The following is a 23,627-nucleotide window of genomic DNA, read 5'->3' on the forward strand; positions in this document are numbered from 1 at the left end:
TCACGATCCTACGTAGGCCGCGAGGTGCTCGCCGGTGACAGTGGAGCGGTCGGCGACGAGATCGGCCGGTGAGCCCTCGAAGACGACCCGGCCGCCGTCGTGCCCGGCGCCGGGGCCGAGGTCGATGATCCAGTCGGCGTGCGCCATGACCGCTTGGTGGTGCTCGATGACGATGACCGACTTGCCGGAGTCGACGAGCCGGTCGAGCAGGCCGAGCAACTGCTCGACGTCGGCGAGGTGGAGGCCGGTGGTCGGCTCGTCGAGGACGTAGACCTCGCCCTTCTCGGCCATCTGGGTGGCCAGCTTGAGCCGTTGCCGTTCGCCGCCGGACAGCGTGGTGAGCGGCTGCCCCAGCGAGAGGTAGCCGAGCCCGACGTCGGCGAGCCGATCGAGGATCTTGTGGGCGGCCGGCGTGCGTGCCTCGCCGTCGCTGAAGAACTCCTCGGCCTCGGTCACCGACATCGCGAGCACTTCGGCGATGTTCCGGCCGCCCAGCGTGTACTCCAGCACCGACGCTTGGAACCGCCTCCCCTCGCACTCCTCGCAGGTGGTGGCGACGGTGTCCATGATCCCCAGCTCGGTGTAGATGACGCCGGCACCGTTGCAGGTCGGGCAGGCGCCTTCGGAGTTTGCGCTGAACAGGGCCGGCTTCACGCCGTTGGCTTTCGCGAACGCCTTGCGGATGGGGTCGAGCAGTCCGGTGTACGTCGCCGGGTTGCTTCGCCGCGAACCTCGGATCGCGGCCTGGTCGATCACCACCACGCCCTCGCGGCCGGAGACCGAGCCCTGGATCAGCGAGCTCTTGCCGGAGCCGGCGACGCCCGTGACCACGCAGAGCACTCCGAGCGGGAAGTCGACGTCCACGTCCTGCAGGTTGTGTGTCGACGCGCCGCGGATCTCCAGTGGGCCGGTAGACGAACGCACCGATTCCTTCAGTCTCGCCCGGTCGTCGAGATGGCGGCCGGTGATGGTGTCGCTGTCCCGCAGCCCCTCAACGGTGCCCTCGAACACGACCTCCCCGCCCCCGGTGCCGGCGCCGGGGCCGAGGTCGACGACGTGGTCGGCGATCGTGATCGTCTCGGGCTTGTGCTCGACGACGAGCACGGTGTTGCCCTTGTCCCGCAGCTGCAGCAGCAGATCGTTCATCCGCTCGATGTCATGAGGGTGCAGGCCGATCGTGGGCTCGTCGAAGACGTAGGTCACGTCGGTGAGTGACGAACCGAGATGGCGGATCATCTTGGTGCGCTGTGCCTCTCCTCCGGACAGCGTGCCCGCCGGCCGGTCGAGCGAGAGATATCCCAGCCCGATCTCCGCGAATGAGTCGAGCAGGTGTTGCAGCCCGGTGAGCAGCGGAGTCACCGACGGCTCGTCGAGACCCCGGACCCAGTCGGCCAGGTCGCTGATCTGCATCGCACAGACATCAGCGATGTTCTTCGCCTTGATCTTCGACGACCGGGCCTCCTGGCTGAGCCGGGTGCCGTCGCAGTCGGGACAGGTCTGGAAGGTCACCGCCCGCTCCACGAAGGCGCGGACGTGCGGCTGCATGGCGTCGACGTCCTTGGACAGGAAGGATTTCTGGATCTTGGGGATCAACCCCTCGTACGTCAGGTTGATCCCCTCGACCTTGATCTTGGTCGGCTCCTTGTAGAGCAGGTCGTGCAGTTCCTTCTTGGTGTACTTGCGGATCGGCTTGTCCGGGTCGAAGAAGCCGCAGCCGCGGTAGATGCGTCCGAACCAGCCGTCCATGCTGTAGCCGGGGATCGTGAGCGCGCCCTCGTTGAGCGACAAACTGTCGTCGTACATCGCGGACAGGTCGAAGTCCGTCACCGAGCCCATGCCCTCGCAGCGTGGACACATGCCACCGTGGTAGACGGCATTGCGCACCGTCAGACGCTCTCCCTTGCCCTTGTCGACGGTCATCGACCCGCTCGCTGTCCGCTTCGGGACGTTGAACGAGTAGGCAGTCGGAGGCCCGATGTGCGGCTTCCCGAGCCTGCTGAACAGGATGCGCAGCATCGCGTTCGCGTCGGTGGCGGTGCCGACGGTGGAGCGGGGGTTGGAGCCCATCCGCTCCTGGCTCACGATGATCGCCGTCGTCAGGCCATCCAGCAGGTCGACCTCGGGTCGCGCCAGCGTCGGCATGAAGCCCTGCAGGAACGCGCTGTAGGTCTCGTTGATCATCCGCTGCGACTCCGCGGCGATGGTGTCGAACACCAGCGAACTCTTGCCCGAGCCGGAGACGCCGGTGAACACCGTCAGCCGGCGCTTCGGGATCTCGACGCTGATGTCCTTGAGGTTGTTCTCGCGCGCGCCGTGCACGCGGATCAGATCGTGGCTGTCGGCAACGTGCTGTGCGGGCGGCGTGTCCGTCCTCGTGGCCATGCTCATCGTGTCTCCATCTTGTCGGGCGGGGCCGCCCTTCGCGGTCTCCCTCGGCGTTGCCTGCCTCGATTCAACCAGCTTCGAGCAGTACGTCTGGTTCTCCTTAGCGGTCGGCCCTCACCGGTCCTGGATCAGCCCGAGCACATTGCCGTCGAGGTCGGTGACGGTGGCCACCAGGCGGCCGCCACCGACGTCGTGCGCGGGCTCCTTCACTGTGGCACCGGCAGCGGTCACCTCGGCCAGCTTCGCCTCGATGTCCGGCACGTGCCAGTAGGCCACCGGCGAAGTCGGGCTCTGCGGTCCACCCGCCGGCACCAGCCCGATCTGCTGACCGGCGGCCTCGAAGCCGACGTAGTACGAGCTGTCGGTCTGCGGCGGTACGCCGAGCAGGGCGGCGTACACCTCCTTGGCCTTCGCCAGATCGGAAACGGGGTGCAGCACGGTCTTGATTCCCAGGGTCGAAGAGTCGGTCATGGTCACTCCTGAAGTCGTGGTGGTGAGGTCCATGGCGATCACGCTACGTGCGGCTCGGCGACCGGCGCTTCTCGATTCCTGATCGGTTCGGTGAGCTGCGTCGGGCGAGCAGCAGGACGCACGCGACGGCGCCGAGCACCACGGTGGCGGCTCCTGAGCCGCCGAGCGTCGCGCGCGGGCCCAGCGCGTTGGTGAGCGGTCCGCCGAGCGCGGTGCCCAGCGGCGAGGCGGTGAGCAGCGCCGCGCTGCGGGCTGCCAGCATCGCGGCCAGATGCTGCGGTGGCGACTTCGCCTGCACCAGCGTCACCGAGAGCGCCACGAACTGTCCGTAGACCACGCCGCCAAGCGTGAAGCACGCAACGGTGACGGCCGTCGGAACGTCGAACTCGAACGGCAGCAACGCGAGCCCCCAGCCGACCACGATGACGACCGTCACCGGCCAGAGCGGCAACTGCCGCAGCGCGCCGACCGCGAGCCCGCCGAGCACCGCGCCGATGCCGAACAGCATCCAGTACAGGCCGAGCAGGGTGCCCGGTGCGTGCAGGTCCTCGGTCACGTGGAGCGGCAGCGCGACCTCGACGGGTCCGTACAGCACGTTGAAGAACCAGGTGAGGGTCAGCATCCCGAGCAACTCGGGATGGGACCGCAGCAGCTCGAGCCCGCCGCGGGCGGCCGTCTGATCGACCAGGGAGACGTGCCCGGACTCCGGCAGCCGCATCCGTGCGACGAGCACGGCGAGGAACACGTAGGTGAGCGCGTCCAGACCGAGCACGAGCGCGGAGCTGACGTACGTCACCAGCACACCGGCAATCGCGGGTCCGCCGATCGTGGCAGCGAAGTTGAGGGAGCTGACGAGGGTGTTCGCGGCGAGCCGTTGCTCGTCGGGCAGCAGCTCGGCCAGCAGGGTGTACTTGCCCGCGCTGCCCCACGCGTGCAGGAGCGACGAGACCGCGAGCAGCACGAGGTACAGCGGCAGCGTAAGCAGCCCGGCGAGCCAGGCAATCGGTACAGCGCCGAGAAACACACCGCGCACCACGTTGTCGGCGAGGAGCAGCCGCCTGGCCGACACCCGGCGCAGCCGGCGGCCGAACACCAGCGCACCGACCACGCCCGGCATCGTGTACGCGGCCACCGCGCCGCCGACCCACAGACCCGCGGTCGCCTGCGGTGCGAGCTCGATGGCGAGCCACGCCACCGCGACGAAGCTCATCCCGTCCCCGAGGTACGAGACCGCGAAGCCGAGGATCAGTCGCCGGAACGACCGGTTGGCGAGCACGGGTCGGTAGGCGGAGGGGACGAGGCGTCGGAGCACCGAGGGACGCTCGTGAGGATGCACCTCAAGATCTCGTCTCAGCTGTCAGTCGGGCCTGACCGCTCAGCGCAGCTCCTGGATCCGGATCATGTTGCCCGCGGGATCGCGGAAGGCGCAGTCGCGGACGCCGTACGGCTGCTCGGTCGGCTCCTGGACCACCTCGGCGTCGCTGGCCTCCAGCTTCGCGAAGGTGCTGTCGAGGTCCTTGGTGGCCAGGTTGACGGCGAAATAGCTGCCCTTGGCCATCATCTCGAGGATGGTGCGACGTTCGTCGTCGGTGATGCCGGGGTTAGCGGCCGGCGGGTGCAGGACGATGGACGTGTCGGGCTGGTCGGCAGGGCCGACCGTCAGCCACCGCATCCCGGCGTATCCGACGTCATTGCGGACCTCGAAGCCGAGGGTGTCGCGGTAGAAGGCCAGGGAGGCGTCCGGGTCGTTGTGCGGAAGGTAGCTAGCGTGAATGGTGATGTCCATGGCGGTCACGCTAGCTGCGGCTCGGTGGCCGGCGCTTCTCGATTCCTGATCGGTCTGGTCACCTGTTTCGCCACGCACGGCGGCATACCCGCCGTCGCGCGCACCGCCTGGCGCCGATAGACGCTGGGCGGCACCCCGACCAACTCGGTGAAGCGAGTGCTGAAGGTGCCCAACGACGAGCAACCGACCGCGAAGCAGACCTCGGTGACGCTGAGCTCGCCACAACGCAGCAGCGCCATCGCGCGCTCGATGCGCCGTGTCATCAGGTAGCCGTACGGCGACTCACCGTAGGCGAGCTTGAACTCCCGGCTGAGGTGCCCGGCCGACATGTGCGCGCCGCGGGCGAGCGCCTCGACGTCCAGTGGCTGCGCGTACTCCCGATCGATCCGGTCGCGGACGCGGCGCAGCACGGCGAGGTCACTCAGTCGCTGGGCCGCAGCGGGTCTGCTGGTCACCTGCAAGATCGTGCCACGTTCGGCCGGAGTTTGGTAGGACCACATTTCAGCGCTCCTCGGACCGTGTCCCCCGGGCGGACCGGCACCCCGACCGGAGTTCTGTCATGCATAATTGCCATTATGCAGCAATTGCGAAGGTTGTTGCCTGACGCAAATGAATGTGCGGGAGTCAGCCGCCGGCGGTGATCCGGAAGTGTCGGTGCCCTCCGGTAGAAGTTCGGTCATGAAGGTTCTCGCTGCCCAGTCGGCGTTCTTCGCGGCCCGGCGGCCTCGCAAGGACTCCCCCAACACCACGGACGCCTATCGTCGCGACCTCGCCGGGATCACCGCTCTCCTCGCCGGCGACCCGGAGACCCTCGACGTCGACGACCTGACCGCACCCGCTCTGCGCACCGCATTCGGAGAGTTCGCCGACAACCACGCGAAGACTTCCGTACTGCGCGCCTGGTCGACGTGGAACCAGTTCCTCACCTTCTGCGTGTCCGACGGCCTGCTCGCGGGCAACCCGATGGGAGCGGTCGCCAGACCGAAGACCCCTCCCCTGTCCCCCAAGCCTCTACGCGGTGAGGACACCCCGGAGAAGTTGCTGAAGGCAGCGGCCGACGGCACCCGCAAGTCCCGTGATCCCTGGCCCGAACGTGACGTCCTCGTCCTGGCGCTCGGCCTCGTCGCCGGCCTCAGATCCGCCGAGATGCGCGCGCTGTCGGCCGATTCGCTGGCCGGCCGGCCCTCAGAGATGCGCCTGCACATCCACGGCAAGGGCAGCCGCGACCGTTCGATCCCGGTGGAACCGATCATGGAGAGGATCATCGAGGTGTACGTCGAGTCCTGCGCGCGCCGCTTTCCCGGCAAACGGTTCAGGCGCTCCGCCAAGCTCCTGCTGGACCGCACCGGCCGACCGATCGGCCGAGGTGGTCTCGACTACCTGGTGAAGTCCTGCTACCGCTGGGCCGGGCTGCACGACCGCGTCCCGGTCGGGGCCAATCTGCACGCCCTCCGGCATACCTTCGCCACCAGATTGGCCGAGGATGGCGCGACCGCTTCGGAGATCATGGCCCTGCTCGGCCACGCCAGTCTCACCACCAGCCAGAACTACATCGAAGCCACCGGCCGGGAGCAACGCGCCGCGGCAGCCAGCAATCGCACGTATCGTTCCCTCGACCAGGTCATCGACACGAGCGGCTGATCGGGCGACGATCCAACTGTGGGCCGATCGGGCGACGATCCAACTGTGGAGAGAAGGCGACTATGAGCGGCATCAGAGGAGATTTCCTGACCGCGGCAGAATCCGCGGCGGATCTCCTCCGCGAGCCGGCCGTCGCCGCCGCCTGGACCAGGTCGAGTGCGCTGCCGGAGTTCAGCGTTGCCGGTCTCGCCGGTCACCTTGCGTATCAGGTGCTCGCGATCCCGGAACTCCTGGCCGCGCCTGTCCCGCGCGAGGAGACGATCACGGTGCTCGACCACTACGCCCGGGTGAAATGGACCGACGCCGGACTGGACGAGGAGATCAACCTCCATATCAGGTCCGGCGGGGATCAGCTCGCGGCCGGAGGTCCCGTGGTACTGGTGCGTGAGCTTGACGCCGCGATCGCACAGCTTCGGCTGGATCTGCCGGAGGCGGCAGACAGGCCGGTCCGGATTCCGCTGTGGGGGCCGTGGGCGCTGACGCTCGATGACATGCTGATCACCCGACTGATGGAACTCGCCGTTCACTCCGACGACCTGGCCGTCAGTGTCGATCTCGCGACACCCGCGTTGCCGCCGAGGGCTGTCGAGACCGTGGTCGACCTGCTCTCGCGACTTTCCGTACGCCGCCACGGCCCGACCGCCGTACTCCGAGCCCTCTCCCGCGCCGAGCGCGCTCCGACGACGATCACCGCCTTCTGAGCAGCGACGTCAGCAGCTCCCTTCCCCGGCTACGCCGAACCGAGCGCCGCGTACCGCGGCGGCGCACACCCGAGCGGACACCCGCCTGACCACCCGTTGAACCACCCAGCATCGACACCGGGAGGACCCGCATGTATCGCCGCCTAGTCATCAAGTTGTCCGGCCAGGCCATCGCTGGATCAGCCCAGTTCGGCTTCAACAGCGACAGCCTCACGCATCTGGCCAATGAGGTGATCGCCGCGCGCAACACCGGCGTACAAGTGGCCGTCGTCGTTGGCGGCGGCAACGTGTTCCGCGGCAACCGGGCCGAGGACTGGGGCATCGACCGGGTCGAGGCCGACAACATCGGGGCTGCGATCAGCACCGGCACTCCGATCGGCACAGTGATCAGCTGCGCGCGGGAAAAATAGGTTGCCGGGGAGTTTGTCGGCTTGGTCTACTCGTGGCGCGAGCCTGCTCCGGCGGGTCCGCGCTGCCAGGTCAAATTCTCAAAAGGAGCGCAGTCATGCGACCCCACTTCATGTCCACCCAGAAAGGCAGTGACTCCTCTTCAAGGGACATGAAGCTCAGTGAGAATTCTGAACCTAGGAATCCTGGCGCATGTAGACGCCGGTAAAACCAGTCTGACCGAGCGGCTGCTCTACGCCGCCGGGGTCATCGACGAGGTCGGCAGCGTCGACGACGGCAATACGCAGACCGACTCGTTGGCGCTGGAACGGCAACGCGGCATCACGATCAAATCCGCGGTCGTTTCCTTCGCCGTCGACGACATCAGCGTCAACCTGATCGATACTCCCGGCCACCCGGACTTCATCGCCGAGGTGGAACGGGCGCTGAGCGTGCTCGATGGCGCTGTGCTGGTCATCTCGGCGGTCGAAGGCGTTCAGGCGCAGACGCGCGTGCTGATGCGCACCCTGCAGCGGCTGAAGATCCCGACGCTGATCTTCGTGAACAAGCTCGATCGCGGCGGCGCGCAGTACGGGCCGTTGCTCGACAGCATCGGCGACAAGTTGTCGCCCGCGATCCTGCCGATGGGTTCGACCTCCGGACTGGGGACGCGCGACGCCGCGTTCACGCCGTACACGTGTCACGAGGCCGGTTTCACCTTCGCCATGATCGATCTGCTCGCCGAGCACGACGACCAGTTGTTGGCGACGTATGTAGAGAACGAGAAAGCGCTCTCGTACGACGCTCTGCGGACCCGGCTGGCCGAGCAGACGCAACGGGCCCTGGTGCATCCGGTGTACTTCGGTTCGGCGATCACCGGGGCCGGGACCGACGACCTGATCGCGGGGATCCGGGAGCTGTTGCCGGCCGCCGAGGGTGATACCGACGGTCCGGTGTCGGGGTCGGTGTTCAAGGTGGAGCGGGGCCCGGCCGGCGAGAAGATCGCGTTCGTGCGGCTGTACTCGGGCGCGATCCGGACCCGCGACCGGCTGCGGTTCGGCGGCGACAAGGAGGCGAAGGTCACCGCGATCAGCGTGTTCGACAGCGGCTCGACCTTGACTCGCGCCGAGGTGACGGCCGGCCAGATCGGGAAGCTCTGGGGGCTCGGCGACATCCAGATCGGCGACGGGCTCGGGCTCTCCGCGGAAACGTCAGAGAGCGGTCTCTTCGCTCCCCCGACGCTCGAAACGGTGATCTCGCCGGTCCGCCCGTCGGACAAGGGCAACCTCCAGGTCGCGCTCTCCCAGCTGGCCGAGCAGGATCCGCTGATCAATCTCCGGCAGGACGACCTCCGGCAGGAGACGTTCGTCTCGCTGTACGGCGAGGTGCAGAAGGAGGTCATCCAGACCACGCTGGCGACCGAGTTCGGTATCGACGTCACCTTCCGGGAGACGACGACCATCTGCATCGAGCGGCTGAACGGCACCGGCGCGGCGGTCGAGTACAACAAGGTGGACCCGAACCCGTTCCTGGCCACCATCGGTCTGCGGGTCGAACCGGCACCGGTGAACAGCGGCGTGACGTTCCAGCTCGAAGTCGAACTCGGATCGATGCCGTACGCGTTCATCAAGGCCGTCGAGGAGACCGTCCGGGAGACCCTGCAGCAAGGTCTGCACGGTTGGCAGCTCCCGGACTGCTCAGTGGTGATGACGCACTCGGGCTACTCGGCGCGGCAGAGCCACGCGCATGCTGTCTTCGACAAGAGCATGTCGAGCACGGCCGGGGACTTCCGCAACCTCACGCCGCTGGTTCTGATCGCGGCGCTCCAGCAAGCCGGGACGACGGTGTACGAGCCGATGCACCGGTTCCAGTTGGAGATCCCGACGGACACGACGCGCGCCGTGCTCGCAGTACTGGCGCGGCTTCGGGCGATCCCGCAGGTACCGGCACTAGGCGCCACAACGTCTGTGCTGGAAGGCGAGATTCCCGCAGCCGCCGTCTACAAACTGGAGCAGCAGGTGCCCGCGTTGTCTCGCGGCGAGGGCGTCCTGGAGTCGGCGTTCGAGCGGTACCAGCCAGTCACCGCGGCGATCCCCAACCGTGCCCGCACAGACAACGACCCCCTCAACCGCCGCGACTACCTACTCCATGTCCTCCGCCGGGTCTGACTTTGTGGGGTGCGGTCCCAGGACTGCGCCCCACAGAGTGCGCCTGCGCTGGACCTCGTACTCCGTCCGCGGCCGGCGGGTCACATCCGCTCAGCCTAACCAGCTCGACGGTCACGACCGGGACGCAGCATTACATCGAAGATTGATATAGTGCCCCGATGGCTCCTTCACCCGCGGATCGCGAGCTGGACCTCGACGAGCTGACCACTGCGATCGAGGACTTCAACACGATCTTCATCCGGCTTCCCTCGGTGCGGAGACTGAACTTCTCGGCCTTGTCCGTGCTGCACACCCTGGCGCGGAAGGGGCCGCTGCGCCTGACTGAGCTGACGGCAACGGAGCAACTGAAGCAGCCCGCACTGACAAGCCTGGTCGCGAAGCTCGAGCAGGACGGCCTGGTCTCACGGCGTCCTGACCCACACGACGGACGCGCAGTGCTGCTGTCTCTGACCCGAGAGGGCAAACACATTGTCCGCTCCCGTCACGCGGACCGGGTCGCGAACCTGTCGCGTCTTGTGGACCAGCTGAACGATGAGGAGCGTGAAGTGCTCGCGGGTACTGCGCGCGTCCTGGGCCGGCTGGTCGCTATCGAAGCCGAACTTGACGACTAGGAGGATGGGTTCCATGTCGACACAGCCGTTCCCGCTCGAGCCGACGCCGCTTCACGTGTCTGACGAGGTGCTCGAGGACCTGCGCCGCAGGCTGATTGCGACCAAGTGGCCGCTGGATGCCGGCAACGATGACGGGTACTACGGTGTGCGCCGCTCGTATCTGCAAGAGCTCGTCGCCTACTGGGCAGACGGCTTCGACTGGCGCTCCGCCGAGAAGGCGATCAACGCCTACGAGCACTACCGCGTCGACGTCGGTGGCGTACCGGTTCACTTCATGCGTAAGCCGGGCGTCGGGCCGAACCCGATCCCGCTGATCCTCAGTCACGGTTGGCCGTGGACGTTCTGGCACTGGTCCAAGGTCGTCGACCAGCTCGCCGACCCGGGCGCCTTCGGAGCCGATCCGGCAGACGCTTTCGACGTGATCGTGCCGTCGCTGCCTGGCTTCGGATTCTCGACACCCCTGCCCGATCAGCCGGACATGAACTTCTGGAAGATCGCCGACGTCTGGCACGAGCTGATGACCGATGTCCTGGGGTACGGGAAGTACGCCGCCGGAGGTTGCGACGTCGGCGCGCTGGTCACGGGGCAGCTCGGACACAAGTACGCCGACGCGCTCTACGCGATCCATATCGGGTCCGCGCTGAAGCTGACCATGTTCGAAGGCGAGCGGGCCTGGGATCTCAGCGGCGGCCGACCGATTCCGGCGGGCCTGCCGGCTGACATTCATGCCCGCATCGTCCAACTCGAGAAGCGGTTCGCCGTCCACCTCGCGGCACAGGTCCTCGATCCGAGCACCCTCGCCTACGGGCTGGCCGACTCCCCCGTCGGCATGCTCGCCTGGATGCTGGAACGTTGGACGAACTGGTCCGACAACGGCGGCGACGTCGAGACCGTGTTCAGCAAGGACGATCTCCTGATCCACGCGACGATCTACTGGGCGGGCAACGCGATCGACACCTCGATCCGTACCTACGCGAACAACAACCGCTACCCGTGGACGCCCTCGCACGACCGTTGGCCGGTGATCGAAGCACCGACGGGCATCACCTTCGTCGGCTATGAGAATCCGCCCGGCGTGTCGACGAACGAACAGCGCGTGCGGAACTTCGTCGAGGGCGACCGCGCTGCCTGGTACAACCATGTCAACATCACCGCACACGACCACGGCGGGCACTTCATCCCGTGGGAGATCCCGGACGAGTGGGCCGAAGACCTTCGGCGCACCTTCCACGAACGACGGTGACCACGGGCAGCCGCTGAACGACAGGGCTGTTCGTCAGGTTGATCCGCCGGGTTGGAGCGATCAGGCAGGTCCAGGATGAGGGGTAGTGGCAACGACCACGGTTGCGAAGAGGTCGTCGTCCCGGGTTACCCGCGCATCGAGGCCGTTCTGCGTGAAGACCTCCACGGCCGCGACGGCCTGCTGCTCGCTGGTTTCGACGAAGACGCGGCCGCCCGGGGCCAACCAGCCGCGGCACTCGGCAGCCACCCGCCGCAGGAGGGCCAGCCCGTCGTCACCACCGTCGAGAGTCACCAGCGGCTCGTGCAGTCGCGCCTCCGCCGGCAGCAGCTTGATTTCGGCTGACGGCACATAGGGAACATTCGAGAGCAGGATGTCGACCCGCCCCTTCAAGGCAGCAGGCAACGGCTCGAACAGATCACCCTCGAAGACCTGCCCACCCAGCGGCAACACGTTCCGCCGGGCACAGCGAACCGCCCGCGGCTCGACGTCAGCCGCGTACAAGTCGACATCGCGTTGAGCAGACGCGACAGCAACCCCCAACGCGCCCGAACCACAGCAAAGATCCAGTACTACGGCGCCCGGCCGGCTGAGCGCGATCGCCTCGGCCACCAGGAACTCCGTACGCCGCCGGGGCACGAAAACGCCCGGATCAACCTCGATGCGCAGGCCGCGGAACTGCGCCCAGCCGAGAACGTGTTCGAGCGGAAGTCCATTGACCCGCTGATCGACCAGCTGGGCGAGTTCGGCGTCGTCGCGGGCAGTGGAGATGAGCAGGGCTGCTTCGTCCTCGGCGAAGACGCAGCCGGCGGCGCGGAGGGTGGTGACGATGACAGCGGGTTCGAGAAGTGACACAGGCGCCTTTCGAGAACTAGCCGAGAGCGCTCCCGCGGCTGATCCCGTCAGCCGATCGGAGGTGGGAACGCCCGACCTGATCTGGCGATGATCGGTCCCACCTCCTCGAGTAGTCCCAACCCGGCCAACCACCGGCTCACGCCAAACCTTACTCGACCGCTCCGAACACCTCACCGCACTCAGCGCGCTCATCCGGTTGTCGAATCCGCTTACGCGAAGGCGTTCACGCCGGTGAGTTCGGCGGACACGGTCCAGAGCCGGGCTGCCGAGGCGGGGTCGATCGCGTAGGGTCGCACGCCCGGGGCATCGTCGGTGTAGACCTCGGCGATGTCTGCACCGCCTCCAGATAGACCTGGAGGCGGCGCAGCAGGCAGCGGGTCAGCTGGTGGTGAGGACAAAGTTCGCCGAGACCTGCCAGGTCAGAGGACGTCTTGCGTAGGTGAACGCCGGGATGAGGAAGCGGTATGCATACCGGCCTCGCTGTGTCGCCGTGAAGGTGTAGTTCCCGACGCCCTTGGTGAGGTTCACCCACTTCAGGTCGCGCCACGCCTTGCCGTCCCAGCGCTGCAGGGTTGACCGGACGTTGGCCGGCGGTGCGATCGACACCTGCGCCGTTACCTTCTGCCCGTACTTCACCGTCGGGTCCAGGAAGCGTCCACTCACCTGTGGCTTGGCCAACGTGGTCACGGCGCCACTGGCGACACCGAAGCCGAAGCCGATCTGGTTGTACAGATCCGGTACGACGACGCGGTACTGGCGGGTTCCCAGCGTCGTCGGCGCGATGCTGAACGCCCCCTTCGAGTCAGTGCGGGTGCTGCCGACGACGTACCAGGGCGAGGATGCATTAGTGCGTGCCTGGAGCACCACTGTCCGCTGCGCATCGGACCATGGCATCGACCAGCACGGTCCGGGGTCGCACGCCTGCTGCCAACGCTCGAGCCCGCCCCGGATGGTGGCCGGCTTGCCGTAGTCCACCGCGGACGGAATCGACAGGCCCACCATTTTCTCGAAGTCGATGCGCCGGACGTCTGAATAGGCGAAGCCCCATTCGTTGTAGGTGCGGACATAGAACCGGAATGCCGGCGCGGTCAGCTGCTTGAAGGTCCCCTGCGTTGCCGGGCTCTGCGGTGTCACCGGGTCGTACTGGTTGAAGTTCCCGTAGTTGGCCAGCACCTCGTACTGCGGGATCGCCCCCGGCAGGTCCAGCTTGTCACCGGGGTTCGGGTCGTCGACCGGCTTGTCCGGATGCCACTTCACCGTGAACTTGTCCGGCGCGACCGGCGCGATGCTGTCGAACACCGCCGCGGGCGCGAGCAACGTGTCGAACTCGGTGGACAGCCCGGCCGGGCTCGTCGTCCCACCTGCCTCGGTCCCGGCGTACACGGCGATCCGGACGGCGGGGTGACCGCCTAGCTCGTTGGCGGGAATGTCGAGCTGGTTGGGTCCGTCGGCCGGCGTGTAGTAGCTGTACGGCTCCACCGCCTGGGAGTTGATGACGTTCGGCAAGGGGCCAGTTTCGTTCCAGGTCACGCGGACCTTCGTGTGCGCGACGTCGGCCCAGGCCACCGTGACACCGGTCGGAGCCGGGTCGGCGGCCACGGTTGACCCGGCCGCCTGTGCCGGGAGGTTCAGAGCCAGCAGCGGAATTGCCGCCAGGCCCGTCGTCAGGGTGAGTCTGCGCATCGGCGCGCGCGGGAGTCGAATCAGTAGCTTCACAACAGACTCGATGCACCCGCCGGCCTGGAAGTTGTGTCACATTCGCCCGCCGAGCTCCGTCAGTGCGATAAAGACCAACAGACCAAGGAAGACGGAGCTAGCGATGACCGCGAGGATGAAGAACCCGGCGATGATCCTGCCCGACGCGATGACGGGGATCCAGAACATCTACAAGGCGATGCACAAGGGCGGCGTTCCGGCGTCGACGCTTGAGCTCGTGCATCTGCGGGCCAGCCAGATCAACGGGTGCAGTGCCTGTGTGGACAGCGGAGTGAGGGCGGCGAAGAAGAATGGCGAGACCGACGAGCGGCTGTTCCAGGTGGTCGCGTGGCGCGAGTCCGACCTGTTCACCGATGCCGAGCGCGCGGCCCTCACGCTGACCGAAGCAGCCACCCGGCTCGCCGACAAACCGGATGCCGTGACGGACGAGATCTGGGACGAGGTGGCTGACCATTTCGACGAGCAGCAGCTGGCCGCGATCATCTTGATGATCAGCCTGACCAACCTGTTCAACCGCATCAACACCACTATCCGGGAGCCAGCCGGCGCGACCTGGGGCTGAGCACCGCGCGTCACCTCGACAGGTTGCCTGAGCTGCCCAGAGGAGATCATGTCGAGGTGACGTGGGCCGCTCCGACGTCGCAGCTGAACGAGTCGACGAAGGAGACGGCGTGAAGTACATGTTGCTGATCTACGGGAACGACCAGACCTGGGATTCCCTGGATGCCGAGGGGATCGAGTCGGTGTATGACAAGCACCGGGCCGTGCTCGCGGAGACCAGGGCGGCCGGCGAGCTGCTGGCGGCGGACGGCCTCACCACCGACAACGCGCGGATCGTCCAGGTTCAAGACGGCGTGCCGGCCGTGACGGACGGTCCGTTCACCGAGTCCAAGGAAGTGCTCGCGGGCTACTACCTGCTCGAGTGCAGCCTCGAGCGGGCGACCGAGCTGGCCGCCAGGCTGCCGGAGGCGCGCTACTCCCCGATCGAGGTCCGCGCCCTGACGGCACCCTTCGACGAGTGACCGTTCCAGGGGCTTGCCGGTCTCAGCTCGGCGTTGACCTGAGACCGGCAAGCCACTGACTCAGCCGTCGTTCAGCTGGGGTGGCTCGGCGCTAGGGTGACCCCACCTGAGGCGGGCTGATCGCCCATGCCCCGGCCACCCTGGACGAGCACAGTGGCGCCGCGCTCGGGCACATTCGTGCCCGCGGGCAGACGCAGTGTGGTGGTGAGGCCATTGCTCAACCTCAGCATCGCCACACGTCGCGGTGCACCGGACGGGATCGACGAGCTCACCTCGTGGATGCCGGTACAGACCGCAGGTTGGATCGAAGCCCGACCGAGTTTCGTCGTGCCGTGACTCCTCACACCACGGCACTGCTCGGCGAGCTGCTTCATCACTGACACAGTTCCCCCTTCTCTCTCCCCCGGGCAACAGTTGACAAAACGCAACTGTCAGCGCCGCGCAACAGTCCTCACCTGCGCAGCACTGCGCAACAGTTGCCATCACCCTGGGCTCCTCACGGCCCAGACGTGATCACGGCAGCCTTGCTCAGAGTGACGATGATTTCAAGGGATCGTCACCTGAATCCCGCCTGCCGGAACTATTGTCCACCCGGCTACTGCCCACCGAAACCATAGGTGGCATTTCCTTGATGATTTGCCTTTGGAAGAAGAGGAAAACGACGACCAGCCGCAGCGCGGCGAGGATCGCGGAAACCATGCTCTTCGCATCCTGGAGCCCACCTGCGCGACCGGAATCTGGTCGAAGAAACCCTTGAGGATCAGCACCATCGCTGGAGCAAACGCTTGCGGCAGAATGGCCCCCAATACGTGTCGACCGGCCACCTTGATCAGCGTGATCGCCGCCGAGGTGAGCCGATTATCGCGCCGTGCTGGCGCGCGGGATGATCCGGTGCGGGACGACGACCCGGCGCGGCTTCGCGTCGTTGCCGCCCATCCGCTCGGCCAGCAGGTCCAGCGCCGACTGGACGAACTCGCGCCGGTCGAAGTCGACCGTCGTCAGCGGCGGCACCACGAACCGGCTCTCGAGGATGTTGTCGAACCCCGCGACCGCACTCGTGCCGGGTACTGCGACGCCTGCCGTCCAGAGTGCCGACAGGGTCCCGATCGCGATCGTGTCGGTGAAACAGAAGAAGGCGTCGGGCGGTTCGTGACCTTCCAGGAATCGCCCGGTCGCCGCGGCCGCGCCTTCCGGGCTCCAACTGTCCAACGCGATCTCGAGCTCGGGATCCGGCGGGATCCCCGCGGCCTCGAGAGCCTCGTGATACCCGTCGGTGCGAAGACGTGCAGCCGCAGTGCCGGGAGCGTCGGTGGATCCGCCGACCTTGCGACTCGCGGGCTCCGGCGTACCGACCGCAGCGATGCGGCGGAAGCCCTGGTCGAGCAGGTGCTGGGTCAGGTCGCGGGCTGCAGCGACGTTGTCGATGGTCACCTGGCTCACCACGTCCTGCTCGACGTCGCCGACCAGGACGACCGGTGGCAGCGGGCCGGCGGTCATCACGGCGCTGTCGTCGAGGTTGATCGGGTTGAGGATCAGCCCGTCGACCAAGTGAGCGCGCGCCTTCGACAGCAGGTCGAACTCGCGCTGTGGTTCGGCGGCGGTCTGCTGGATCTGCACTCCCCAGCCGCGCTGATGGGCCAGTTCGACGACGAGATGGGTGACCTCCGCCGAGTACGGTCGGAGCAGGTCGGGCAGCGCCAGGCCGATCATCCCCGAGCGGCCGTTGCGCAGCCCGCGCGCGCTCATGTTGGGGACGTAGTCGAGCTCGCTCAGCGCCTGCTCGACCCGGGCGCGGGTCTCCGGCCGGACGAAGACGACCCCATTGATGACGTTCGACACCGTCTTCGGGGACACCCCCGCCAGCTTGGCGACGTCCTTGACGGTGGCACGCATGGGCCCATTCTCACCGAGAATCGCGGGTCGCGGGCCGATGCCCAGGTTTTCAGCGCGTAGCGAGCGCGCCGCCGTTCACGTGCAGGACCCGGGCTGTGATGTGCGGAGCGGCGGGCGACGCGAGGAACCAGACCGCCTCGGCGATGTCGGCAGCGGTTCCTTCCCGCTGGTCAAGGTTGCCCCGAGCAACGTTTTCCGCCGGTAGTTGTCCCTCGACGCCGTCCAGGACCGCGTGGGCCATCGTGATCGAACACCACCAGGCGGTGATGACCCACGCGGACTGGCTGATCGACCTCGGCCCGGGCGCCGGCCACGACGACGGCCAGGTCGTCTTCACCGGCATCCGCGCCGACCTCGTCGAAAACAGCGCCTCCGTCACCGCCGAACACCTCCGCCAGTACGTCGCCGCCGAATAACCACAGCCCGCCGGTGGGCGCGGGCTGGCGTCACCAGTCCGCGCCCCCGGTACGACGGGTGTTTCGCGCCTGCGGTCGAACCATGGTGTGCGGGCGTATGCGCTTGCGTCCTCGGCGATGAGCCGCTGGCGGTTTGGTGGGCGGCGGCGGATCCATCAGCTCGGCTGCGGTTGCTCGACCAGGTCGGTCGCCAGCGACTCGATCAGGTCGCGCCAGGCCGGGAGAAATTCCTCGGCCGGGCCGGTCTGGGTGACGACGAGACGTGCTCCCCCGTTGCCGTCGCTGAGCTTCCAGGTGATCGTGCCGTGCTGCGACGGATAGCTCAGGTCGACCGGCGCAACCACTGTCTCCACCGGGCCGGGTTCGATGCCCTTAGCAACGAATCCGGCCGGCGGGGGCACCCCGACAGCGACCTCTGCCGCGGGCCCTGCGAGCGTCGCCCAGACCTGCTCCGTGGGGCGGACCAACTGCCGCTCAAAGCGGATCCCGCCGTCGTCGAGCAGCACGCCCTGATCGAGCCCGTACACCTTGACGAAGTGCTCGTGCAGCTCCGCATAATCCTTGTCCGGCACTGCGGTCCGACCGAGCACCCGGTCGAGCGCGTCGAAGCAGATCGACCAACCACTGGTGAAGCTCGCCGAAGCAGGCCGGTCGTCGAACGTCGCCGTCAGGACGAGCAGGCAACCATCAGCCGTGGGAGTCAACTCCCAGCGGAGCAACTCCTCACCCCAGGTGTACTCGAGCAACCGCGGCGGATCGAACGCCCGGACGACGCCGCTGTTGTCCGGATCCTCCTTGAAGTCATCCTCCCCGTTGGGGAACGTGAACGAGATCGAGCCGTCGAGCCGCAGATCCACCTCCACCGCGGCCGGGAACCAGCCGGCCAGCTCCTCCGGCGAGGTCAATGCCCGCCACACCTTCTCCCGCGGATGCGCCAACTCGCGCTCCATCCGCAGTACGGTCCGCCCGTGCTCGCTGGTCAGCGTCTCAGTCATGCAGCCATATATACCTGCTGAGGCATATACGATCAACCTCTGGCATCGCCAACTCATCCCCTTTCCGCACCCCGCACCGCTGACTGCTTCCGGCTTCGGGGAGTACGACGGGCATGAGCAGGACGGGTTAGCGCAACAGACGACGGGCCGCCCTTTGCTCAAACACAGGGAAACACACCTGTCGAAGGGGTATGCCAGCAGCGAGGTGCTCCCAGCCGACCACCGCCCGACCAACACGCCGCCCGCTCAACACGGGGTACCCCGACGGACGGCGGATCCCCCCTGCTCCAGCCCGGGGAACCCTCGCTCGCTCGGGTAGCCCGACAACGGGCCGTTCCCACAAAGGGGGTTGCCTCCTCAAATTGCGGGTTGCCTGCTGAGAATATGAGGCGCAACCCACGATCTGGAGGGGTAAGCCCTCGTAGATCCGCCGGCAGCATGCGGCGAGGGCAGACCGAGGGACTATCCGCGGAAGCGCGTCAGATCCTCGAGTTCGTCGGCCAGATCGGCAGGGTTAGCGTGGTCTGCCAGGTCCCCAGCAGCGCCGCGGCCGGCCGGGGCGGCGTGGTCTGCCAGGTCCCCAGCGATGCCGCCCCCGGCAGGGTTGGCGTGGTCGGCCAGGTCCCCAGCGATGCCGCCCCCGGCAGGGGTGGCGTGGTGTGTCAGGTCGGCGGGGGTGGCGAAGAGGTCGACCTCTGGGCCGCGGTGTTTCCATGAGCCGATCACTCGGCCGGCGCGGACCACTGCGGGCCGGAGCATCCCGCCGCCGGGGTGGATGAGCTTGCGGTGCTCGTCGTCCAGCGCGTACCGGCGGTCCTGGTAGCCGAGCAGGTAGGGGTCGAACTCCCCCAGAAGTCTGAGGTCCTCGCAGCCCGGCAGATCGTCGATCATCGCGAACGACTCGCCCTCGACGATGACCTCCGCCTTCGCGACCGCTTTGACCGCAGTGCGGGCCGACGGCACCGGAAGACCGGCCCAGGTCGCGAAGTCCTTCGCGGTGGCAGGCCCGTACGCCGTGAGGTACCGCCGGGCTAGCTCTTCCGCGGCACCGTCGGGGTCCAGCGTCAGCGGTTGGCCGAGCCAGTCCCGCACAGCGACCCAGGTTTCATCCGCGTCATGGCCCGGGCCGTAGCAGATCAGGCCGAGCAACCCCGCGTGCCGGATCAGCGCGTAGACCGCCTGGCCCGTCGGCTCGGGGACGAGCCTGGCCCCCAGCAGGAGATCGCCGATCGTGGCGCGGTTGGTCGGGCCGTTCTCCAGCAGGTGCGACTCGATCAGCTCGGCCGCTTTGGCTCGGGTATCCGCGGAGAGACCCAGTTCGCCGTACCGGCGTTCGGTGGCCTTGATGAACTTCGGACCGAAGAGTCCGAGGAGCCGGCCGGCGTCCTCGGTGGCGACCAGTTGGAGGGTGCCGCGCATGAACCAACCGCGGACAACTGATCGGTCTTGTTCCTGGGCGATCGACACATCGGACCAGGTGGTCGCTGTGGAGCGTGCCCGGACGGCGTACGCGAGGCCCCGCCAGCTCTGGCCCTGCAGGCCAGCCGTCCGGCGAACGACGTCGGCCACCCCTCCGGGGCCGGCCTCGCACACCGGACGATCAAGCCCGTTGGCCTGGGCCCTGGCGGCGAGCAGCCAACGGACAGACCTGTGTGGCACCCCTCATCACACCACGAAGAAGGGCGCCGCGCAGGTCGGGTGAGTCGGCAAGGATGTCGAAAGCCGATTTTGCCCGAAATCAGACCAGTTTTGGCTGCACCAGATTGGCGTAGGCCTGCTGGCCGGTGGTGTTCGGGTGGTACGACTCGCTGACCGGGTTCGACAGGCCGTTGACCCACTCCGGGCTGCCGCAGACCGCGTGGCCGATGAACGCCGAGGTGGGGTTGACGAAGGTGTAGCCTGCCGCGCTCGCTGCCGCCGAGACCTTCGAGTTGAGCAGGTCCGCGGTCTGGTTCAGCCGGGTCATTTCGGCGGCGCTGAAGAAGGTGCCGGCGTTGCAGTCGGTCCCGTTGAACAGCCGCGGGTAGCCGACCACGATCACCTTTGCCACCGTCGCGCGGCTCCGGATGGTCGCGTACAGCCCGTTCAGCCGACCCGGCAGGGTGTTGTTGATGGTTGCCTGGGCGGTGTTGATCGCACTGTCGCAGTTGCCCAGCCAGGCGGGCTTGGCGCACTCGGTGATCACCGAAGAGAAGCCGGCGTCGTTGCCGCCGACCTGGACGGTGACGAACTCGATCCCGCTGTTCAGCGGGCCGAGCTGGTTGGCCGTGACGTCGGCGACCCGGGCGCCGGAGCACGCGACCGAGGTCAGGTGCGCGCCGATCCGGGAGGCGTCGAGGTACGGGTAGGACAGAGTGGAGCGCTGACAGGAACCACTCTCGGACGTGTAGGTGCGGGTGCCGACGCCGGAGGCGTACGAGTCACCCAGGGCGACGTAGTCCGGCGCCGCCGCTTGCGCGACGGTGGGGGTGGCGAGGAGCGCAGTACCGACTGCTGCTGCGCTGATGAGGCCGGCGATGAGTTTCACGGGGCGGACCGCCTTTGCACTGGAGGGCGAAAGTGCAGGGAGAACTGAGAGTCACCCTGACCGACCAGTGAGTAACAGACAAGACCTCGGTTAGAAATTCACCACAATGTGCCGATTCCAGTAGGCATCGCTCAGGCGACGGGGCGGACCGAGCGGCCGACCGGGCCCCAAGAGGTCTACCGCTCCGGCCCCGGAACCGACAGCGGGTTGAAGCCGTACGGGAGTTCCAGTCGATGAGCCGTCATAAGCTCGTGGTCGCCCAGCAGGTCGCGGGTGGAGCCGTCGGCAACGATGCGGCCGGCATCCATCAACAGGCTCCGCTCGCACAGCTGCAGCGCGTACGGCAGGTCGTGGGTGATCATCAGCAAGGTCACGTCGAGGCCCGACAGGATGTCCGCCAACTCGCGACGGCTGGCTGGGTCCAGGTTGCTGGAGGGCTCGTCAAGCACCAGCACCTCCGGCCGCATCGCCAGCACGGTCGCCACCGCGACCCGACGGCGCTGCCCATAGGACAGGTGGTGCGGGGCAACATCCGCGTGATCCTGCATCCCCACCTGGACCAGCGCTTCGTGCACGCGTCCGTCGAGCTCGGCACCCCGCAGACCCAGGTTCGCCGGACCGAAGGCGACGTCATCGCGGACGGTCGGCATGAACAACTGGTCGTCGGGGTCCTGGAAGACCAGTCCCACCTTGCGGCGGACCTCCGGCAGATGCTCCCGGTGCAGATCCGATCCACCCACCTGGATCCGGCCGCTGCCGGTGCCACCCGCGACGGAGCCGAGGATGCCGTTCAGGTGCAGGACGAGGGTGGTCTTGCCGGCGCCGTTCGGGCCGAGCAGGGCGACCCGCTCGCCGCGCTGGATGGTGAAGTCGACGCCGAAGAGAGCCTGCCGCCCGTCGGGATAGGCGAAGACCAAGCGTTCGACGTGGATCGAGGGACCGCTCACAAGCCGACCACCCTAGCCGCGACCGCGATGACCACCGCAGCCAGGGAGATCGTCAGCCCTTCGACCCATTGGGCCTGGGCCGCACCCGTCTGGGTCAGCTGCGGCATCCGGCCGGTGTACCCGCGGGACTGCATGGCCAGGTGGACCCGCTCACCCCGCTCGAAGCTGCGCACGAACAGCGCACCCACTCCCCCGGCGACCGCCTTCAGATGCCCGGCCCGGCCGCCGCGGTAACCACGTGACTCCCGCGCGATCCGCATCCGATGCAGATCGTCCGACACCACGCTCATATACCGGACCATGAACGACAAGATCGCCACCAGCGTGGATGGCAGCCGTAGCCGTTCGAGCCCTGCCAGGAGATCGCGCGGACCGGTCGTCGCGGACAAGACGATCGCGGCGACCACGCCCAGCGTGCCCTTTGCCAGCACGTTCCACGATCCGAGCACTCCCGACTCGGACAACGAGACCCCCAGTACGTCGACCCGCGGGCCGGTCGCGACGAACGGCAGCAGCAACGCGAACACCAGGAACGGGGTCTCCACCGCTAGCCGCTTCATCACGATCACGGCCGGCAACTTGGCGAGCACCCCGCAGCCGACGAGCATCACGGCGTACAGGGCAAAGGCCCAGAAGACGCCGGCCGGAGTGGAGACCACGGCGAGTACGAACACGAACAGCGCGACGATCTTCACCTGCGCGGGCAGTCGGTGGATCCGGCTGTCCACGGCGACGAGCAGGCCGTCGCCGGCGGAACCGGTCATGGCCGCCTCGGGCCGGCTTGGCCGCCCCGCGTCAGGCTGCCTTGTCCCCGCCGCATCAGGCTGCCTTGTCCGCCCGCGCCGCGGAGCGCAGGGATGCCAGCTTGGCGACCAGCAGTCCGACCGCGATGGTCACCAGTACTCCGATGATGCCCGCGAGCGCGCCCGAAACCTGGGTGTTGGCGATGCCACTGACTCCGTAGTGGGCCAAGGGGCTTCCGGCCGCGGCCGAGTGCTTGGCGGCACTCCCGAACCCGAGTTTCGCGCCGACGAACTCCAGACCGTCCGGGTGCGCGCTGGCGAACAAGCTCACCACGCCGGCTATCAGAAGGGTGGCGGCGAGACCGGCACTGAGCGAACGCCTGGTCGGCTTCGCGGCGATCGGCCGGTCGGCCGACACGGTGGAGCTGTTGCCATCGGCATCGACCAGGACGAGGTCCGGCTGCAGGTGCCGTGCGGCGTAGACGAGGTCCGGCCGGGTCGCCACGACGGCGCTCAGCACGGCCGCGGTAATGACCGCCTCGCCGATCCCGACCAGGATGTGCCAGCCGACCATCGCGGTCGCGAGCCTGGCGAGCGGGATGTCCACCGCGCCGCCGATCGCATACAGCCCGGTGAACGCGAGCGCGGCCGTCGGCACCGAGATGAGCGCACCGAGAGTAGTTGCCGGCACCACGCTTGCGACCCGCTTGGGCAGCACCTTCAGTACCGCGCGGGTGATGAAGTAGCCGACGACAACAGTGATCAGGCCCATCAGCGTGATGTTGGTACCGAGCGCGGTGAGACCGCCGTCGGCGAACAGCAAGCCCTGCACGAGCAACACGGTCGACATCACCAGAACGGCCGACCACGGTCCGACCAGGGTGGCGGCGAGCGCGCCGCCGAGCAGGTGCCCGCTGGTGCCCGCTCCGACCGGGAAGTTCACCATCTGTACGGCGAAGACGAAAGCGGCGGTCAGCCCGGCCAGTGCGGGACCTGTCTCACGGATCTCGCGGTTGGCCCGCTGAAGGCTGAATCCGACGGCTCCCGCGGCGATCAAACCAGTGGCGATGGACGTGGGGGCGTCGAAGAAGCCGTCGGGAACGTGCATGCCGACATTGTTGAT

Annotated in this window: 25 protein-coding genes; 9 read left to right on the top strand and 16 right to left on the bottom strand. The window is 67.5% G+C overall.

All coding sequences use genetic code 11. The features are described from left to right. From ABD210_RS22750 to ABD210_RS22770, 5 genes are all read right to left on the bottom strand, one after another. Positions 1-2,388: an ATP-binding cassette domain-containing protein gene (locus ABD210_RS22750; protein ID WP_344113981.1), complete on the bottom strand. Its 2,388-nt coding sequence runs from the start codon at positions 2,386-2,388 to the stop codon at positions 1-3. Positions 2,389-2,499: 111 nt separating this feature from the next. Then, positions 2,500-2,856 carry a VOC family protein gene (locus ABD210_RS22755; protein WP_344113982.1) on the bottom strand — a complete coding sequence of 119 codons (357 nt, stop codon included), beginning with the start codon at positions 2,854-2,856 and terminating at the stop codon, positions 2,500-2,502. 43 nt (positions 2,857-2,899) lie between these two features. Then, positions 2,900-4,168 carry an MFS transporter gene (locus tag ABD210_RS22760; RefSeq protein WP_344113983.1) on the bottom strand — a complete coding sequence of 423 codons (1,269 nt, stop codon included), beginning with the start codon at positions 4,166-4,168 and terminating at the stop codon, positions 2,900-2,902. Positions 4,169-4,231: 63 nt separating this feature from the next. Then, complete coding sequence (locus ABD210_RS22765; RefSeq protein WP_344113984.1) at positions 4,232-4,642, bottom strand: VOC family protein; 411 nt, start codon at positions 4,640-4,642, stop codon at positions 4,232-4,234. Positions 4,643-4,647: 5 nt separating this feature from the next. Beyond that, positions 4,648-5,142, bottom strand: coding sequence for a helix-turn-helix transcriptional regulator (locus tag ABD210_RS22770; RefSeq protein WP_425552709.1), 495 nt, complete (start codon positions 5,140-5,142; stop codon positions 4,648-4,650). Positions 5,143-5,320: 178 nt separating this feature from the next. Between ABD210_RS22770 and ABD210_RS22775 the strand changes: the two genes are divergently transcribed. The 6 genes from ABD210_RS22775 to ABD210_RS22800 all read left to right on the top strand — a co-directional run bounded on the left by ABD210_RS22775 (position 5,321) and on the right by ABD210_RS22800 (position 11,393). Continuing rightward, positions 5,321-6,283, top strand: coding sequence for a tyrosine-type recombinase/integrase (locus tag ABD210_RS22775; protein ID WP_344113986.1), 963 nt, complete (start codon positions 5,321-5,323; stop codon positions 6,281-6,283). A gap of 62 nt (positions 6,284-6,345) precedes the next feature. After that, a complete protein-coding gene (locus ABD210_RS22780; protein ID WP_344113987.1) occupies positions 6,346-6,984 on the top strand; it encodes a maleylpyruvate isomerase N-terminal domain-containing protein in 639 nt (212 codons plus the stop codon). A gap of 131 nt (positions 6,985-7,115) precedes the next feature. Then, complete coding sequence (locus tag ABD210_RS22785; RefSeq protein WP_344113989.1) at positions 7,116-7,394, top strand: amino acid kinase family protein; 279 nt, start codon at positions 7,116-7,118, stop codon at positions 7,392-7,394. 159 nt (positions 7,395-7,553) lie between these two features. Next, positions 7,554-9,539 (top strand): GTP-binding protein, encoded by a 1,986-nt coding sequence (locus ABD210_RS22790; protein ID WP_344113990.1) that lies wholly within the window; start codon positions 7,554-7,556, stop codon positions 9,537-9,539. 158 nt (positions 9,540-9,697) lie between these two features. Then, positions 9,698-10,150, top strand: coding sequence for a MarR family winged helix-turn-helix transcriptional regulator (locus ABD210_RS22795; RefSeq protein WP_344113991.1), 453 nt, complete (start codon positions 9,698-9,700; stop codon positions 10,148-10,150). A gap of 13 nt (positions 10,151-10,163) precedes the next feature. After that, entirely contained in the window at positions 10,164-11,393 is a 1,230-nt protein-coding gene (locus ABD210_RS22800) for an epoxide hydrolase family protein (protein WP_344113992.1), read from the top strand. 60 nt (positions 11,394-11,453) lie between these two features. Here ABD210_RS22800 and ABD210_RS22805 read toward each other — a convergent pair whose 3' ends face one another. Together ABD210_RS22805 and ABD210_RS22810 are read right to left on the bottom strand one after the other, a co-directional pair. Continuing rightward, on the bottom strand, positions 11,454-12,245 hold the full coding sequence (locus ABD210_RS22805) for a putative protein N(5)-glutamine methyltransferase (protein WP_344113993.1): 792 nt from the start codon (positions 12,243-12,245) through the stop codon (positions 11,454-11,456). A 378-nt stretch (positions 12,246-12,623) separates the two neighbouring features. Continuing rightward, positions 12,624-13,961 carry a hypothetical protein gene (locus ABD210_RS22810; RefSeq protein WP_344113994.1) on the bottom strand — a complete coding sequence of 446 codons (1,338 nt, stop codon included), beginning with the start codon at positions 13,959-13,961 and terminating at the stop codon, positions 12,624-12,626. A gap of 103 nt (positions 13,962-14,064) precedes the next feature. On the opposite strand from ABD210_RS22810, the gene ABD210_RS22815 reads away from it, so the two are divergent. Continuing rightward, the gene (locus ABD210_RS22815; RefSeq protein ID WP_344113995.1) at positions 14,065-14,523 is read left to right on the top strand and encodes a carboxymuconolactone decarboxylase family protein; all 459 of its coding nucleotides are present in this window, start codon (positions 14,065-14,067) and stop codon (positions 14,521-14,523) included. A 118-nt stretch (positions 14,524-14,641) separates the two neighbouring features. Then, on the top strand, positions 14,642-14,983 hold the full coding sequence (locus ABD210_RS22820; RefSeq protein ID WP_344114140.1) for a YciI family protein: 342 nt from the start codon (positions 14,642-14,644) through the stop codon (positions 14,981-14,983). A 528-nt stretch (positions 14,984-15,511) separates the two neighbouring features. On the opposite strand, the gene ABD210_RS22825 is transcribed toward ABD210_RS22820, so the two are convergent. The 3 genes from ABD210_RS22825 to ABD210_RS22835 form a co-directional block, all read right to left on the bottom strand. Next, positions 15,512-15,682 carry a hypothetical protein gene (locus tag ABD210_RS22825; RefSeq protein WP_344113996.1) on the bottom strand — a complete coding sequence of 57 codons (171 nt, stop codon included), beginning with the start codon at positions 15,680-15,682 and terminating at the stop codon, positions 15,512-15,514. Positions 15,683-15,841: 159 nt separating this feature from the next. Further along, positions 15,842-16,876 (bottom strand): LacI family DNA-binding transcriptional regulator, encoded by a 1,035-nt coding sequence (locus ABD210_RS22830; protein ID WP_344113997.1) that lies wholly within the window; start codon positions 16,874-16,876, stop codon positions 15,842-15,844. A gap of 49 nt (positions 16,877-16,925) precedes the next feature. Continuing rightward, positions 16,926-17,117: an SDR family oxidoreductase gene (locus ABD210_RS22835; RefSeq protein ID WP_344113999.1), complete on the bottom strand. Its 192-nt coding sequence runs from the start codon at positions 17,115-17,117 to the stop codon at positions 16,926-16,928. Between the two features lies 1 nt (position 17,118). Here ABD210_RS22835 and ABD210_RS22840 point away from each other — a divergent pair, with 1 nt between their 5' ends. Further along, a complete protein-coding gene (locus tag ABD210_RS22840) occupies positions 17,119-17,292 on the top strand; it encodes a hypothetical protein (protein WP_344114149.1) in 174 nt (57 codons plus the stop codon). 155 nt (positions 17,293-17,447) lie between these two features. Here ABD210_RS22840 and ABD210_RS22845 read toward each other — a convergent pair whose 3' ends face one another. From ABD210_RS22845 to ABD210_RS22870, 6 genes are all read right to left on the bottom strand, one after another. Further along, complete coding sequence (locus tag ABD210_RS22845) at positions 17,448-18,287, bottom strand: SRPBCC family protein (RefSeq protein ID WP_344114001.1); 840 nt, start codon at positions 18,285-18,287, stop codon at positions 17,448-17,450. A gap of 462 nt (positions 18,288-18,749) precedes the next feature. After that, positions 18,750-19,856, bottom strand: coding sequence for a winged helix DNA-binding domain-containing protein (locus ABD210_RS22850; RefSeq protein ID WP_344114002.1), 1,107 nt, complete (start codon positions 19,854-19,856; stop codon positions 18,750-18,752). A gap of 169 nt (positions 19,857-20,025) precedes the next feature. Beyond that, entirely contained in the window at positions 20,026-20,814 is a 789-nt protein-coding gene (locus ABD210_RS22855; protein WP_344114003.1) for an SGNH/GDSL hydrolase family protein, read from the bottom strand. A gap of 176 nt (positions 20,815-20,990) precedes the next feature. Next, complete coding sequence (locus ABD210_RS22860) at positions 20,991-21,761, bottom strand: energy-coupling factor ABC transporter ATP-binding protein (RefSeq protein ID WP_344114004.1); 771 nt, start codon at positions 21,759-21,761, stop codon at positions 20,991-20,993. Further along, positions 21,758-22,525 carry a cobalt ECF transporter T component CbiQ gene (cbiQ, locus tag ABD210_RS22865; protein WP_344114005.1) on the bottom strand — a complete coding sequence of 256 codons (768 nt, stop codon included), beginning with the start codon at positions 22,523-22,525 and terminating at the stop codon, positions 21,758-21,760. Before cbiQ ends, ABD210_RS22860 begins: the two co-directional genes overlap by 4 nt. A gap of 55 nt (positions 22,526-22,580) precedes the next feature. Beyond that, positions 22,581-23,612: an energy-coupling factor ABC transporter permease gene (locus ABD210_RS22870; RefSeq protein WP_344114007.1), complete on the bottom strand. Its 1,032-nt coding sequence runs from the start codon at positions 23,610-23,612 to the stop codon at positions 22,581-22,583. Between the last annotated feature and the right edge of the window lie 15 nt (positions 23,613-23,627).

The organism is Kribbella alba (assembly GCF_039529635.1).
Classification (GTDB): Bacteria; Actinomycetota; Actinomycetes; order Propionibacteriales; family Kribbellaceae; genus Kribbella; species Kribbella alba.

What these genes read in the sequence shown, in the direction of transcription:
- ABD210_RS22795 (WP_344113991.1), top strand. Translation starts at nt 9,698, where the DNA reads ATGGCTCCTTCACCCGCGGATCGCGAGCTGGACCTCGACGAGCTGACC.
- ABD210_RS22765 (WP_344113984.1), bottom strand. Translation starts at nt 4,642, where the DNA reads ATGGACATCACCATTCACGCTAGCTACCTTCCGCACAACGACCCGGAC.
- ABD210_RS22755 (WP_344113982.1), bottom strand. Translation starts at nt 2,856, where the DNA reads ATGACCGACTCTTCGACCCTGGGAATCAAGACCGTGCTGCACCCCGTT.
- ABD210_RS22785 (WP_344113989.1), top strand. Translation starts at nt 7,116, where the DNA reads ATGTATCGCCGCCTAGTCATCAAGTTGTCCGGCCAGGCCATCGCTGGA.
- ABD210_RS22750 (WP_344113981.1), bottom strand. Translation starts at nt 2,388, where the DNA reads ATGAGCATGGCCACGAGGACGGACACGCCGCCCGCACAGCACGTTGCC.
- ABD210_RS22845 (WP_344114001.1), bottom strand. Translation starts at nt 18,287, where the DNA reads ATGACTGAGACGCTGACCAGCGAGCACGGGCGGACCGTACTGCGGATG.
- ABD210_RS22835 (WP_344113999.1), bottom strand. Translation starts at nt 17,117, where the DNA reads ATGGCCCACGCGGTCCTGGACGGCGTCGAGGGACAACTACCGGCGGAA.
- ABD210_RS22825 (WP_344113996.1), bottom strand. Translation starts at nt 15,682, where the DNA reads ATGGTTTCCGCGATCCTCGCCGCGCTGCGGCTGGTCGTCGTTTTCCTC.
- ABD210_RS22775 (WP_344113986.1), top strand. Translation starts at nt 5,321, where the DNA reads ATGAAGGTTCTCGCTGCCCAGTCGGCGTTCTTCGCGGCCCGGCGGCCT.
- ABD210_RS22780 (WP_344113987.1), top strand. Translation starts at nt 6,346, where the DNA reads ATGAGCGGCATCAGAGGAGATTTCCTGACCGCGGCAGAATCCGCGGCG.
- ABD210_RS22800 (WP_344113992.1), top strand. Translation starts at nt 10,164, where the DNA reads ATGTCGACACAGCCGTTCCCGCTCGAGCCGACGCCGCTTCACGTGTCT.
- ABD210_RS22770 (WP_425552709.1), bottom strand. Translation starts at nt 5,142, where the DNA reads ATGTGGTCCTACCAAACTCCGGCCGAACGTGGCACGATCTTGCAGGTG.
- cbiQ (WP_344114005.1), bottom strand. Translation starts at nt 22,525, where the DNA reads ATGACCGGTTCCGCCGGCGACGGCCTGCTCGTCGCCGTGGACAGCCGG.
- ABD210_RS22870 (WP_344114007.1), bottom strand. Translation starts at nt 23,612, where the DNA reads ATGCACGTTCCCGACGGCTTCTTCGACGCCCCCACGTCCATCGCCACT.
- ABD210_RS22820 (WP_344114140.1), top strand. Translation starts at nt 14,642, where the DNA reads ATGTTGCTGATCTACGGGAACGACCAGACCTGGGATTCCCTGGATGCC.
- ABD210_RS22815 (WP_344113995.1), top strand. Translation starts at nt 14,065, where the DNA reads ATGACCGCGAGGATGAAGAACCCGGCGATGATCCTGCCCGACGCGATG.
- ABD210_RS22830 (WP_344113997.1), bottom strand. Translation starts at nt 16,876, where the DNA reads ATGCGTGCCACCGTCAAGGACGTCGCCAAGCTGGCGGGGGTGTCCCCG.